Annotated in this window: 12 protein-coding genes; 8 read left to right on the top strand and 4 right to left on the bottom strand. The window is 43.0% G+C overall.

All coding sequences use genetic code 11. The annotated features are described in order from the left end of the window. Complete coding sequence (locus AB6811_RS09690; RefSeq protein WP_369490256.1) at positions 1–618, bottom strand: RNA polymerase sigma factor; 618 nt, start codon at positions 616–618, stop codon at positions 1–3. Next, positions 612–1775, bottom strand: a complete 1164-nt coding sequence (locus AB6811_RS09685; protein ID WP_369490255.1) for a glycosyltransferase — start codon at positions 1773–1775, stop codon at positions 612–614. The genes AB6811_RS09690 and AB6811_RS09685 overlap by 7 nt, the downstream gene beginning before the upstream one ends. 197 nt (positions 1776–1972) lie before the next feature. On the opposite strand from AB6811_RS09685, the gene AB6811_RS09680 reads away from it, so the two are divergent. The 4 genes from AB6811_RS09680 to AB6811_RS09665 all read left to right on the top strand — a co-directional run bounded on the left by AB6811_RS09680 (position 1973) and on the right by AB6811_RS09665 (position 7299). Next, complete coding sequence (locus AB6811_RS09680; protein ID WP_369490254.1) at positions 1973–3052, top strand: DEAD/DEAH box helicase; 1080 nt, start codon at positions 1973–1975, stop codon at positions 3050–3052. A gap of 9 nt (positions 3053–3061) precedes the next feature. Beyond that, positions 3062–5704, top strand: coding sequence for a DUF5686 and carboxypeptidase regulatory-like domain-containing protein (locus AB6811_RS09675; protein WP_369490253.1), 2643 nt, complete (start codon positions 3062–3064; stop codon positions 5702–5704). 187 nt (positions 5705–5891) lie between these two features. After that, the gene (locus tag AB6811_RS09670) at positions 5892–6467 is read left to right on the top strand and encodes a TetR/AcrR family transcriptional regulator (protein WP_369490252.1); all 576 of its coding nucleotides are present in this window, start codon (positions 5892–5894) and stop codon (positions 6465–6467) included. A gap of 25 nt (positions 6468–6492) precedes the next feature. Next, positions 6493–7299 carry a DUF5692 family protein gene (locus tag AB6811_RS09665; RefSeq protein WP_369490251.1) on the top strand — a complete coding sequence of 269 codons (807 nt, stop codon included), beginning with the start codon at positions 6493–6495 and terminating at the stop codon, positions 7297–7299. 756 nt (positions 7300–8055) lie between these two features. Here the strand turns inward: AB6811_RS09665 and rsmI are convergent. Both rsmI and AB6811_RS09655 read right to left on the bottom strand, forming a co-directional pair. Beyond that, positions 8056–8748 carry a 16S rRNA (cytidine(1402)-2'-O)-methyltransferase gene (gene rsmI / locus AB6811_RS09660; RefSeq protein ID WP_369490250.1) on the bottom strand — a complete coding sequence of 231 codons (693 nt, stop codon included), beginning with the start codon at positions 8746–8748 and terminating at the stop codon, positions 8056–8058. A gap of 12 nt (positions 8749–8760) precedes the next feature. Further along, positions 8761–9480 carry a DUF8457 domain-containing protein gene (locus AB6811_RS09655; protein ID WP_369490249.1) on the bottom strand — a complete coding sequence of 240 codons (720 nt, stop codon included), beginning with the start codon at positions 9478–9480 and terminating at the stop codon, positions 8761–8763. 86 nt (positions 9481–9566) lie between these two features. Between AB6811_RS09655 and AB6811_RS09650 the strand changes: the two genes are divergently transcribed. The 4 genes from AB6811_RS09650 to AB6811_RS09635 are packed head-to-tail and all read left to right on the top strand — an operon-like array spanning position 9567 to position 13621. After that, positions 9567–10154, top strand: a complete 588-nt coding sequence (locus AB6811_RS09650; RefSeq protein ID WP_369490248.1) for a thymidine kinase — start codon at positions 9567–9569, stop codon at positions 10152–10154. 32 nt (positions 10155–10186) lie between these two features. Continuing rightward, entirely contained in the window at positions 10187–10657 is a 471-nt protein-coding gene (locus tag AB6811_RS09645; protein WP_369490247.1) for a hypothetical protein, read from the top strand. A 23-nt stretch (positions 10658–10680) separates the two neighbouring features. Beyond that, positions 10681–11103 (top strand): DUF3592 domain-containing protein, encoded by a 423-nt coding sequence (locus tag AB6811_RS09640; protein WP_369490246.1) that lies wholly within the window; start codon positions 10681–10683, stop codon positions 11101–11103. 49 nt (positions 11104–11152) lie between these two features. Then, positions 11153–13621: a bifunctional UDP-N-acetylmuramoyl-tripeptide:D-alanyl-D-alanine ligase/alanine racemase gene (locus AB6811_RS09635; RefSeq protein WP_369490245.1), complete on the top strand. Its 2469-nt coding sequence runs from the start codon at positions 11153–11155 to the stop codon at positions 13619–13621. Position 13622 lies beyond the last annotated feature (1 nt).

The following is a 13622-nucleotide window of genomic DNA, read 5'->3' as shown; positions in this document are numbered from 1 at the left end:
TTATTTATGGTGTGGCGGAAGGTTGCTCAGGATGTTTGAGAGCAGCTCACGGGCTCTGAAAAGTTGAGCTTTTACGGTTCCTAACGGAAGGTCTAGCTCTTCGGCAATCTCTTCGTAGGAGTACTCCTTAAAGTAGCGTAGCTCTATGAGCTTGCGGTAGCGGGGTTTAAGCTTGGAAACCACTTCCTGTATCAGGCGTATGTTCTGTTCCTTAATTAGATTTTCCTCAGGATCAGGTGTCGATGCCGGTATAACGGACGATGGCGACATGGAGTTGCCTTCGGCATCCTCTGGGCCTTGGTCAATCGATATCAGGTTGGCCTTGCGCTTGCGAATGAAGTCGATACAGTTGTTCGACGCAATTTTGAATAGCCAGGTGCTAAATGCAAAATTCGGTGTATACTGGTGTATGTTCTTGAAGGCTTTGCCAAAAGCCTCAAGGGTTAAATCCTCCGCATCGCTTTTATTGTTAACCATTTTCAGCAGCATGTAGTATATGGCATCCCGGTAGCGATCCATAAGTTCAGCGTAAGCTTTCTGGTCGCCTTTAATTGCTTTATCCACAAGCACAAGGTCGTATTTCGCCTTCTCCGAAAGGTTTTCCGGGATCATTACCATTTCTGCTGTCGTCGGTTAAGAGTGTTAAAGATTAGCAATTTAGCATAAAAATATAGAGAAAACAAATCCCACCAAAAAGCAATATGCATTAGTTTTTTTTCTTCAAGCCTTTTTGCTGCAATGGCAGTTATAGTGTGTTTTACAATAATTACCAGCAAAAGTAGGGCGGTTGATATCAAAGGAAGAATTTTGAAAATTAGGGTTAACGTAAATAGAATGTAAACAAGTATTCTGCTTAATGGTTCAAGCCCTAAGCGGGTTTTCAGGTTGCTGCTGTAGAATTTGGCTGTTGATAGGTGTCTGCGCTTTTGGCGTAACCAGGTAGAATAAGTTTTCCGAGGAACTGAGAGAGTATGTGCCTCAGGGCGATACTCAACAGCCGTATTGCTTGGTGTTGCAACCTCCATCACAAAAAGGTCATCGTCGCCGGAGTCGATACCCACATGGTTGGCAAACCCTTTATTTTTGAAAAATAGCGATTTTTTGTAGGCCAGGTTACGGCCTACTCCCATGTATGGCCTACGGGCTAACGCCCATCCAAAGTAGTTCAGAGCGATGAAAAGCGTATCGAGTCTAACTAGCTTATTGAGTAAACCCCTTTCGGCCAAATATCCACCATAGCCTAGCACCACCTCTGTGCCATTGGTGAAGTTCGACGCCATGTAGCGTAGCCATTTGTTCGATTTTGGGAAGCAATCGGCATCAGTCAGCACCAACCAATCGTTTTTAGCCGCCTTTATGCCAACCGTAAGGGCTAATTTTTTGGTATGGGTAAACTTTTCGTCTTCCTTAATGGTTGTTACACGCAGCCGAGGGTATTTCTTTTGTAAGCTCTCAAGAACCAGATCGGAATTATCGCTTGAACAGTCGTTCACTACCACCACCTCGTAGTCAGGGTAGTCCTGCTCAAGGACTTTGGGAAGGAAATGCTTAAGGTTTTCCTCCTCGTTGCGAGCGCATATTACTACCGATAGTGGTGGGTACTGCTCATCGTTTTCGGGTAAATCATTAAATTTTTTACGGATAACCCGTAGGTAAAAAACCAGGTAGAAGTAAAGCTGTATAAGTACAAATACTAAAAAGGCAACACCAATTACTTTTTGGTAAATGCTTAAATTATAGATAATTTCCATTATAAGACAAGTAGTAATTTTCATGCAATGATATTAAATTTTAGCTGAATTTCAAGTGAAGTTTAATCATGATTTGTAACAAGGGGTTTCAAATTTGTCTCCTGTCAGTAAGCTCAACATAGCCATGTTCAATTACTTTACTACATTTGTGAAAAATTTATAAAGATTTGAGTTTTAGTAGATTTAATTTAAACCCCGCGGTACTTGAAGGTATCGAAGCCATGGGGTACACAAAACCCACTCCTATTCAGGAGCAAGCCATACCCGTAATTTTGGAAGGTCGCGATTTACTGGCCTGTGCACAAACAGGAACTGGAAAAACTGCAGCTTTTATGCTGCCTATCCTCAGCCTCTTATCAGCTGAAGAACATGATGCTTCGTCGGTCAATACACTTGTAATTGTTCCTACACGTGAGCTTGCCATGCAAATCGATCAACAGGTTGAAGGGTTTTCGTACTTTGCCCCGGTTAGCTCAATAGCCGTTTACGGCGGGAACGATGGTTCTAACTGGGACAGGCAGCGACAGGCTTTAGAGCATGGCGCAGAGATTATTGTTGCCACGCCGGGCCGATTAATGCAGCATATTCAAATGGGCTACGTTAACCTTAAAGGCGTTCAGCACCTCGTGCTCGATGAGGCCGATCGAATGCTCGACATGGGTTTTTACGACGATATCATGGCAATAATTGCCTATTTGCCCAAGCAAAGGCAAACCCTGATGTTTTCAGCAACCATGCCCCCTAATATTCGTAAACTGGCAAAATCGATACTTGTTGAGCCAGTTGAGATAAACCTGGCTGTTTCCAAGCCGGCTGAAAATATTTTACAGGCGGTTTACCATGTTGGAGCCTCGCAAAAACTGTCGCTTTTGGCCTCGCTTTTGAGCAAGAAGGAGGTGGTGCAGAGTGCCATTGTTTTTGCGTCAACCAAGGCCGAGGTGAAAAGCATTGAAAGCAAACTACACAAGGAAGGGTTAAGCGTTGCTGCCATGCACTCTGACCTGGAGCAGAAACAGCGCGAGGAGGTGATGCGCAATTTTCGTAACCGTAAGGTTCAGGTTCTGGTGGCTACCGACATTGTTGCGCGCGGTATCGATATTGAGGATATCGATTTAGTGGTAAACTACGATGTTCCGTCCGATCCTGAAGATTACGTTCATCGTATTGGTCGTACTGCCCGTGCCCAGTCCGATGGCGTAGCCATTACTTTTGTTAGCCCCGACCAACGCGGGAAGTTGCATGGCATAGAGCGTTTCCTGGGTACAAAAATATTTGTCATCAACTATAATCCTAATAGCTAAGCTTAGGCAATGAAGAAATGGTTACTCCGAATAGTATTCCCAATCCTACCGGTAGTAATGCCATTATTTTCATTTGGTCAGGTTATTAAGGGCCGAATTGTGGACGATACCGGTAGGCCAATCCCTTACGCATCGATATATTCCAAGGAGCTAAGGCAAGGGACATCATCTAACTCCGATGGAGACTACATGCTAAGGGTTCCCAGTGGTGAGTATTCCTTTGTTTTTCGGAGTCTTGGTTACGAAACGGTTGAGCGGCGGATTAAAATAGATGTAGGAGAGGCAACCCTAAACATCACCATGCCTGTAAAACCATTTCTGATTGCCCCCGTAACCGTTGGAGGCAAGGGCGAAGATATTGCATACGATGTGGTTCGCAAGGCAATTGCCATGGCGCCATACTACCGCAATCTGGTTAGTGAGTACGAGGCGGAGGTTTACCTTAAAGGGACTTTCAAGGTCGATAAGCTGTCGTGGTTGGTTAAGCGTAGCTTAAAGGATAGCCCAAATCCGCCCAAGGAGGGTTCACTTTACCTGCAAGAGTCCTACAACAACGTAAAGTTTACAGCGCCCGAAAAATTTGATCAAAGGGTAAAGATGATTCGTTCCAACTTTCCCGGCGAGTTAAACAGCACCGATAATATACTGGGTTTTGTTTCGGCAAATCTTTACCAACCTAAGGTTGGTGAAATCATTTTACCCCTAGCACCTTATGCTTTTAACCATTACCTGTTTAAGTACGAGGGTTACGCCTTCCAGGATAACCGCGCACTGGTTAAGGTTAAGGTTATTCCCAAACGGAAAAGCAGGCAACTGGTTGAAGGCTACATGTACGTTGCGGAGGACTACTGGAACCTACATGAAATCGATTTTACTGTTCAGTCGCTTGCGGGGCCATTTCGGATTAAACAAACCTTTGGGGAGGTTGAGCGTAATGCTTGGCTTCCCATCAGCCAGTATTTTGATATTGATGCTAATTTCCTTGGCAACGTTGGCCGAATACAGTATGTTACGGCTATCAAGTATCTGAATGTAAAACTAAACTCAAAAGTTAAACCACCTGTTAAGATTGATATTAAAGAAGCAGAAACAAAGCAAATTGCCGAGGATACACAGGTCAAAAGAAATACTTCGCCCCGAAAGCAAAGGGAAGATGCCCGCATGGAACAACTCCTAGCCAAGGATAATCTTACAAATCGTGAAATGTATGAGCTGCAAAAGCTCATGCAAAAACAAGTACGCCAATCCGATTCGCTTCCCAATAAGCTTGAGGTGCCTAACCCTCTATCCATTACAGTCGACTCGGTTGCAACCAAACCCGACACCATGGCGTGGCAGCAGGTTAGGCCTGTTGCGCTTAATGCCGAAGAGTTCAAAGTGAATAGGGAGATAGATAGTAAGTTACAGTTGACGCCCGATAGCGTTTCGGCCAATAGTACCGGGAAGATAAATTTACTTAAAACCCTTTACATGGGGCACACCTGGTATAACGCCAATAAAAAACGTACATTTCGATTCTCGGGCTTTGCTGGTCCAAATGAGTTCCGCTTCAACACTGTTGATGGTTTTGTAGTAGGGGCTTCGGGTAGTTACCGTAAGCAGTACAGCAGGAATGGAATTTATATAAAACAATCGGCATACTACGCAACTGCCCGCAAAACGCTCATGGGTGAAACCGATTTTCGGTTTTCCTATGCCAATATGAATAGGGGTTTAGCATCCATCCGATTGGGTTGGATAAGTTACGATTTCAATGGCGATGCGGGTATTAGTCCATTAACCAATACCTCGGCCTCGCTTTGGTTTGGCCGAAACTACATGAAACTTTACGAAAACCGGTATGTGTCGTTTTCGAACCGGATTGACCCATTAAACGGATTTGAGGTTTACACCTCGGTTTCGTTTGCTCGCAGGGTTGAGCTGCAAAATAAGACCGATTTTATTATTTACCAGCAGAATCTGCGATGGTATACCCCAAATGTTCCTGCAAACGAGGATGTCACACCCCAGAACCTATCAACTCATAGTTCGCTTGAGGGTTCCATTCGGGTGCGCTACACTCCGTTTTACCATTACCGAATTCGCAATGGTCGTAAGCAAATGCTTTACTCTCGCTGGCCAACCATTACCTTTCAGGTTCATAAGGGTTTTCCAAATGTACTTAGCTCAAATTCCGATTATCTCCGATGGGAAGCCATGGTTAATCAAACAATCAGAACCGGTCCAAGTAATCGTATTTCCTATAAATTTATTTACGGTGATTTCGCAAGCAAGGGGAATCTTTACTTTGTGGATTATAAGCATTTCAACACCATGCGTTCTCCGGTGGTAAATCCCTCTTTTATAGAGGGTTACCAGAATATCAGTTACTACCGCAGGAGCACTTCGGAGTGCTATGCGCAAGCCTTTCTGAGTTACCAATCGCCGTACCTTGCTTTAAAGTATTTGCCATTCCTGAGCAATAGAATTTGGCTGGAAAACTTGCAGTTGGTTTTCCTTAAAACTGCAGGCTATAAACCTTACTATGAGATTGGCTATTTTTTAAGCCAGATAGGTGTTGTTGGGGGCATTGGTGTTTTTGGATCGTTTGAGGGGAAGCAATTCCACTCGCTATCGGTAAAAGTATCGCTACTTATTCCTGGCTTTGAGTAGTATGCTAAACTGTTTGTTTAGTACTCATAGGAGCTGCATTTGTTTTTTTACATCTAATTCTAAAGTCTATATTCTATAATCTATATTCTATTTTTTAACGAATAGTTAACGAATAGGAAATCAGTGTAGTATCGTTATTTTTTTATGTTTTTTTGTAAAATGAATGAATATTCATTAATATTGCCACATGAGAAAAAAAGACGAAGCTAAACCGGAAGTAATCTTTGAGGCAAGCCTTGATGTGCTTATGGATAGTGGTTTTGGCGGCTTTTCGATGGCAAAAGTTGCAGAGCGTGCAAACATAGCAGTTGGCACCATATACCTATACTTTAACAATAAAGAAGATTTACTTAACCAGCTGTATTTAAAACTCTATAAGGAGAGTATTGAAAGGTTTCTGGAAAACTATGACACAACTGCTCCTTTCACGGAAGGACTTAAGCGGGTCTGGGTTAATTACCTAATGCATCGTATTAACCATTACAAAAAAAGCCACTTTCTTGAAGAGTACTATAAATCTAGGTTCATCAGCGATACCCATAAACAAATGGCAGAACAAATGAAAAAGCCTGTTCATGACATAATACAAAAAGGAAAGGATTTGGGACTGGTTCGAAAAGATGTTGATAATGAAATGATTTTTTTGGGCATGCTCGGTTTTATCCGTGAACTTGCCGATGAGCATGTGGCAAATGTTTTTGTTCTGGATGACAATAGTATTGATAAGGCCTTTGATATGAGTTGGAATATGATTAAAGCATGATTGTAAAACTTAAATTTTGATGTTTATGGCAATACCATTTTGGCAGTATTTGGTTTCGATGCCACTTTACATTGTACTGTTAATGCTGGCAGTGGAGTTTATGCGAAAGAATTACAGGTTTGCAGCTGTATTCTGGGTATTATCGTTTTTTACTTTTCCTCTATGGTTTAATAACCTTGAAGGTTGGTTCCGTTGGGCAAAAACACTTTCGGTTTTATTGCCTACAGCCTTTGTGGTTGGCTTTGCCCGTATTGCCCAATACGAAAAGCGCGAGGGATGGTGGACAATCTTTCGAAAGGATTGGGTGTTATGGTTTCTGTATGCTATTCTTGGGCTTAACATACTGGAAGCCTCGTTGAAGGATTTTGAAATGGGCAATTGGTTCAATGGCCTATCGGGATTAATACTTATTGTAACAATACCGCTTGTAAAAGCAGGTAAGGGTAAACGGAACGGATGGAAGATTTCCGAGGAGAAACCTGGCGACTTAATTGCTTACACCGATGCAATATGGAACTTCCTATATACCAGCTGGAATATTGCTTTTGTTTATGCTGAAAATCCCGGATACGCAGCAAGTTCGCTTTGCATCCTATTGGCTGCCGAACTTTATCCTGTAATTAAACGCAGACCCGAATTATATGTTCAAGCCCGTGTATATACCTTAGCCATTCACATTCTTATTAGAGCCACCTACGATATTTTTACGCCAATCATGGATTCGTCGGCATTTGCAAGCCAAAAGGTTGTATTTTGGTGGGGTATAGTTAACTTCTCGCTTCATCTGCCATATCTTATTTGGTATTTCTTTTTCAAGAAAACTGATAAGTAATAGATATTTAATCATGTAGCACTAATTGCGCGCATCGACTGATGCGTGCAATTATTTTGTATAGTTTTCATATTGATAATTTTGAAACCAGTTAACCGTTGGCGGTTTTACTTTACGAAGCCGATTTGATTAATGTTGAATCAATGTCGTTTAGTTAACAAAAATATTCATGCCTGTCATCCTGAGCGCAGCGAAGGATCTCTAATCGACCCCATGAGACGTTTCGCTTAGTTCAACATGACAATAGTTTCACGAACAACGATTCACGAATAACTAACAACGCTTCCCGCCCCGTAGGGGCGTAATATTTGTAACACCATGATTACTCATACATGTATAGCGATGCACGCAATACATAATCCAAAGAGCAAGGGGGAAACGTTGCATCGCAATAGAAAAGCATGGAAAAGAGCGGTTACCCAAAAAAAACAACAAGGATTAAAGGTAAAGCGATGCTTCGGCTAGCTCAGCATGACAAGTAGCAGAAAGGAAGATAGGGTTTTTGTCATCCCCAAAAAAGTCGAGGGATCTCTTCAAAGGATTGAAGAGAAAAGAGCAATGAGATACTTCGGCGAAGTCTATCCCGATAAATCACGACAGCGCGATGTTTCGCTTGCGCGTAACATGACAAATACCCTTAACTAAACGACATTGAATGTTGAATTGATTTTATGAACTACACTGAAACGTGTATTGGTTTTAGCTTGAAAATTATTTAGATGTTGTATTAGTGCACTTGTTTTTTATTGCTCCGTTTCAATCTTTTTCCTTTTCGTTATTCGTTTTCCCCTTCACCACCACTACAAATTCCCCTTTGGGAGTTTTGGAGCTGAAATGCTCCTTGGCTTGGGCAAGCGATCCGCGAAAGTTCTCCTCATGCAGTTTGGTAAGCTCGCGCGCAATGCACACCTGCCTATCGGCTCCAAAAATGGGGAGCATTTGTTCAAGCAGTTTAACAATACGGAATGGCGATTCGTAAAGTATTATGGTTCGTTCCTCGTCCTTTAGTGCTTCAAGCCTTTTATTGCGTCCTTTTTTTTGGGGGAGAAATCCTTCAAATATGAACCTGTCACAGGGGAAGCCACTCTGCACAAGTGCAGGAATAAGCGCTGTTGCTCCGGGTAGGCACTCCACCTCAATACACCGCTCAACGCAAGTGCGAACCAGCAGGAAACCGGGATCCGATATGCCGGGCGTTCCTGCATCGGATATTAGGGCTACCGACTCACCTGCCTCTATTCGGCTTGCAATGTAATCAACCGTTTGGTGTTCGTTGAATTTGTGGTGCGATTTAAGTGGAGTAGCAATTCCGTAATGCTTGAGCAGGTTGCTACTAGTGCGTGTATCCTCGGCAAGAATAAGGTTTACGGTTTTAAGCACTTCGAGTGCTCGCAAGGTAATGTCGGCAAGGTTGCCTATGGGAGTGGGAACTATAAAGAGTTTTGACATGGAGCAGAATTATTACGATAGTTTTCTTCGAACCAAATCGACAAACAAAGTGGTAACCTCATTAGTGGGGTCCCAGCTAAAATTCTCCTGGAGGTAAATAATGGCCTCGTTTAAATCAGTAAGTTGGTTGAGGTGTTTAATGGTTTGGTTGTAAAGGTCGGCATCGCCGCCAAAAAGTTCCTTGATGAATAGGAACTTATCGTTAATGCCAATTGCCTTGGCAAGGTCGGTTATGGGTTTATTCTGCAGTTTGCTCTGCATGTCAACCTTTTGGTGTTGCTCGGCTATTACCTCGTTGCGGAACTTGCGCTTACCCTGGTACTTATCGGCAAGTATGGCTGAACTTTCCTCGTTCGATTGCTGTGTGGAAGCCGGAGTGGGTTTTGGGGATGGACTTATGTCAGCCTTTACAGGATTTGGTTCCTGCTTAGCTATCGGAATGCTGGAAGGTTCTTCGCTCTCCTCAACTACTGTTGTTTTTTTAGTTTCAGGTATGCTTGCTATAGTTTTCTCATGTGGTTCAACCATTTTTCCGGACGGAACTACTTGTGGTTTCTCATGGGTTCTGGAAGCAACTTGTTGCCTCTCAAGCAGAAGGTCTTCATATATTGAAGCCAGTTTGGCAAGTATTATATCGCTTTCAATGGAAGGTAGTTTTCCGGCTGAAAGCGCCTTATCGATCAAGGCAACTGCTTCAACTAGTTGATTCCGTGCATTCTTTAGGTATTGCATTGCAAATTGTTTTTTGTTCGCATTTCAAAAATAAGTTTTATTACATTTGTCTGTAAAACTAACTCAAAATATTTATTTCGGAACCAATGCCTTTTCTTGAAAACCCCGTTAGTGGGAAACGTAAGGGATATATCGAGGTTATTGCCGGCTCAATGTTTTCGGGCAAAACCGAAGAACTGATTCGTAGGCTCAAGCGAGCCAAGTATGCCAAACAGAGGGTCGAGATTTTCAAGCCCATGATTGACACCCGATACTCTGAGCAGGAGGTTGTTTCGCACGATGCCAATTCAATACTTTCTACCCCGGTTTCATCGTCGGGGAACATTCTTATTCTGGCACAGAATGTCGATGTGGTGGGAATAGATGAGGCGCAGTTTTTTGATATGAATCTACCCAATGTTTGTAGCCAGCTTGCCGATATGGGGATAAGGGTGATTGTGGCTGGGCTCGACATGGATTTTCGCGGTAAACCTTTTGGCCCAATGCCAAACCTTTTGGCCATTGCCGAGTATGTTACTAAAGTACATGCCATTTGTGTTAAGTGTGGCGACCTTGCCCAATACTCACACCGTAAAACCGATGCCGACAAGTTGGTTCTACTGGGCGAGACCGACATCTATGAGCCGCTATGTAGACTTTGTTACAACGAGGTAACCCGTAAGGGTGGAAAGTAGTTTTTTTCGACCCGATGTATAACATCAGCACCATGCAAAAAATTAACAGGTTGGGGAAATTGCTAGGGCCAGTTGGATCCGTTGCTGGGTATTTTATTGCTTTGGTGGGAATTATTCAACTTTTTAGCTCCTTCCTAGCAATAGTTTTGATTATCATTGGACTATTCATTGGTTTTACCTCTTTTGCTGCCCAGGTTGATTTTGGAAATAAAAGGTTTCGGAACGCATTGTTGCTTTTTGGAATAATTCCTGTTGGGAAATGGCAAAGCATTGATAGCTCAATGGGTTTGAGTGTTAATCGGTTGAATAGGGCATGGAGGACGTACAGCTCAAGCAATAGGTCGTTCGATATTGCTGATAGCGATTACCGTATTGTGATTGTTGATAAACAAGTGAACCCTCTTGCTGATATCCAACGAGTTCAAAGCCTTGAAAAGGCAAACGAGACACTGGTTTATTACTCCGAAAAGTTAGGTTTGCCTATCGTTAAGCAAGGAAGTTAGAGGATTTTTTATCATCTGCATCGATGAAAACCCAGGTTGACATATCGCATCGAATATCGCCAAAACTTTTTTGGTTTGTTACTTTGATGATAATAACTCTGCCTATAACCACACAATACCGTTTGTTGATTTTTGGGGAGTACACTACCGGTGAGGTTGTTGGAGTGGAGTATGAAAAAACACTAGGAATATCGGCTTTTGGCCCCGATAAGTATCCTATAATAGTTTTTACTACGCTTGAAGGCAAATCAGTTCAGTTTTACGGCCTTGAAAATTTTGAGTATCCCAAAGGTACTATATTAAAGGTGGTTTACAGTCCCAATAACCCCACCGATTGCAGGGTTTTTAGCTTCGGGGCTTTATATACTGACCGAAAAGCCATAATCCCAGGAATACTTTTTTTACTTTGGATGGCTTTCTACCTTGCTTTTAGAAACAAAAAATAGATTTTGTAAATTTGTTGAATTATATTGCACCAATCAATTTTAAACATTGATGATTAACCTAACTGCTATACAGCTTGCTGAAATTGTTCTGGGTCAAGTAATTGGCGATTCGGGTTTTACTATCAGAAACGTTATTACCGATAGTAGAGTGCCTGTATCGGGAAACGGCTCCATGTTTATTGCTCTAGTTGGCCCAAATCACAACGGACACGAGTTTATCGGTGAACTTTATAATATTCGAAACATAAAGGCATACCTTGTTGAAAAGGGTGAGGTTGACTACACAAATTATCCGAATGCTACATTTGTTGAGGTTGACGATACCCTCCAGGCCCTACAAAAACTTGCTGCCTACCACCGCAACCGATTCGTTTACCCAGTAATTGGTATAACCGGAAGCAACGGAAAGACCATAGTTAAGGAGTGGCTCAACCAACTTCTTTTCTCGGAATACCAAATTGTGCGCAGCCCGCGGAGCTATAACTCACAGGTTGGTGTTCCCCTGTCGGTTCTCCAAATGGATAACCATTTCGATTTAGCAATTTTTGAGGCGGGCATATCCAAACCGGGTGAGATGGTTAAACTTCAGCCTATAATTGACCCCACTATTGGTATTTTTACCAACATCGGCATGCCCCATCAGGAGAATTTCGATGATATTGATGAAAAGGTTAACGAGAAGCTGAAGCTGTTCCGCGAAGTTAAAACGCTTATTTACTGCAAGGATCACGCTGTAATTGATGCTGTTGTTCAGGATAACACTTTGCTTGCCGATAACCAGTTGCTTACCTGGGGACAAAATAAGGAGTCGAAGGTTCAAATAATGAGCGTAAAGCGCGAAGCTGGGAAGACACTAGTTCATGTTCACTATAACAATCACGAGCACACAATAACGATTCCATTTACCGATGCTGCCTCGTTTGAGAATGCCATGCACTGCGTGGCAACCATGCTGCTATTAGGTTATAGTTTACAGGATATCGATACGCGCTTACAGCGCCTGCAACCCGTTGCAATGAGGCTTGAATTAAAGGAAGGTATAAACGATTGTTCAGTCATTAACGACTCCTACAATTCCGATTTGGGATCGTTAGCCATTGCAATTGACTTTTTGATGCAGCAAAAGCAGCACGAACGGCATGTAGTAATACTTTCCGATATTCTGGAAAGTGGCTATGCACCTGAACAGCTTTACTCAAAGGTTGCCCAAATGCTCGAGGATAAAGGGGTTGATCTACTCATAGGCATTGGGCCTGAAATTAGCCGGTACGATTATGCCTTTGAGATTGAGGCCGAGTTTTACAGCAGCACACATGAGTTTTTGCTCGATCTAAAGCGTAAGGAGATTCGCGATGCCGCTATACTGGTTAAGGGTAGCCGAAAGTTCCACTTTGAGCAGATTAGTGCAGCGCTTGAACGAAAGGTTCACCGAACCACACTCGAAATTAACCTGAATGCAATTGCCCATAACCTGAACTACTACCGCAGCTTGCTGAACCCCGGTGTTAAGGTGATGGCTATGGTGAAAGCTTTTTCGTATGGCAGTGGCTCCTACGAAATAGCTAACCTACTGCAATTCCAACGTGTCGACTATCTTGGTGTGGCCTACACCGACGAGGGTGTATCGCTCAGGGAGGCTGGTATTTCGTTGCCTATTGTGGTGCTTAACCCATCGTTTGGGACTTATGAGCTGATGGTTGAGTTTAACCTTGAGCCTGAAATCTATAACATTACAGGCTTAAAGGAGTTTATCAACGTATTGAACAGGGTTGGGGTAAGCTCGTACGGTATTCATATCAAGATTGATAGCGGAATGCATAGGCTGGGTTTTACTCCCGACCAGTTGGATGAGCTTATAGCCATACTAAAATCAACCAATTCGGTTAGGGTAAAAAGCATATTTTCCCATTTGGCAGCCAGCGATGAGCCACATCACGATCAATTTACAAAATGCCAAATTGAAACCTTCCAGAAGGCTTGTAACGTGTTAAGTGATGTGTTAGGGTATCAACCCATACGACATATTTTGAACACTGGCGGTATAGAGCGGTATCCCGAGGCTCAGTTCGAAATGGTTCGCTTAGGGATTGGCCTATACGGCATAAGTCCTACGCATGGCGATAAGCTAATGCCCATTAGTACGCTAAGGAGCAAGGTGATTCAGGTGAAGCAAATCAAACCCGGCGATACAGTAGGATATAGCCGAAAGGGAATAGTAGATACGCCTACAACGGTTGTAACCATTCCGGTTGGTTATGCCGATGGCTTATCGCGTATGCTGGGTAATGGCAATTACAGCATGATGCTGAACGGTACCTTGGTGCCAACCATCGGCAATATTAGCATGGATACGTGTACCCTCAATGCAAACGGGGTTGAGGTTAAGGAAGGCGATGAGGTAATTGTTTTTGGAAATAAACCTACCATAACCGACATGGCAAAGGCCATGGGAACTATTCCGTATGAGGTTCTCACCTCAATTTCGCAGCGTGTGAAACGGGTTTACTTTCAGGAGTAGC

The sequence above is a fragment of the Tenuifilum sp. 4138str genome (genome assembly GCF_041102575.1).
Classification (GTDB): domain Bacteria; phylum Bacteroidota; class Bacteroidia; order Bacteroidales; family Tenuifilaceae; genus Tenuifilum; species Tenuifilum osseticum.
The sequence above is the reverse complement of the archived record's forward strand: the minus strand, read 5'-3'. Positions and strand labels throughout refer to the sequence as shown.

Bases quoted from the DNA above. Each gene is read 5' to 3' on its own strand.
- AB6811_RS09690 (WP_369490256.1), bottom strand. From the start codon at position 618: ATGGTAATGATCCCGGAAAACCTTTCGGAGAAGGCGAAATACGACCTT.
- AB6811_RS09685 (WP_369490255.1), bottom strand. From the start codon at position 1,775: ATGAAAATTACTACTTGTCTTATAATGGAAATTATCTATAATTTAAGC.
- AB6811_RS09680 (WP_369490254.1), top strand. From the start codon at position 1,973: ATGGGGTACACAAAACCCACTCCTATTCAGGAGCAAGCCATACCCGTA.
- AB6811_RS09675 (WP_369490253.1), top strand. From the start codon at position 3,062: ATGAAGAAATGGTTACTCCGAATAGTATTCCCAATCCTACCGGTAGTA.
- AB6811_RS09670 (WP_369490252.1), top strand. From the start codon at position 5,892: ATGAGAAAAAAAGACGAAGCTAAACCGGAAGTAATCTTTGAGGCAAGC.
- AB6811_RS09665 (WP_369490251.1), top strand. From the start codon at position 6,493: ATGGCAATACCATTTTGGCAGTATTTGGTTTCGATGCCACTTTACATT.
- rsmI (WP_369490250.1), bottom strand. From the start codon at position 8,748: ATGTCAAAACTCTTTATAGTTCCCACTCCCATAGGCAACCTTGCCGAC.
- AB6811_RS09655 (WP_369490249.1), bottom strand. From the start codon at position 9,480: ATGCAATACCTAAAGAATGCACGGAATCAACTAGTTGAAGCAGTTGCC.
- AB6811_RS09650 (WP_369490248.1), top strand. From the start codon at position 9,567: ATGCCTTTTCTTGAAAACCCCGTTAGTGGGAAACGTAAGGGATATATC.
- AB6811_RS09645 (WP_369490247.1), top strand. From the start codon at position 10,187: ATGCAAAAAATTAACAGGTTGGGGAAATTGCTAGGGCCAGTTGGATCC.
- AB6811_RS09640 (WP_369490246.1), top strand. From the start codon at position 10,681: ATGAAAACCCAGGTTGACATATCGCATCGAATATCGCCAAAACTTTTT.
- AB6811_RS09635 (WP_369490245.1), top strand. From the start codon at position 11,153: ATGATTAACCTAACTGCTATACAGCTTGCTGAAATTGTTCTGGGTCAA.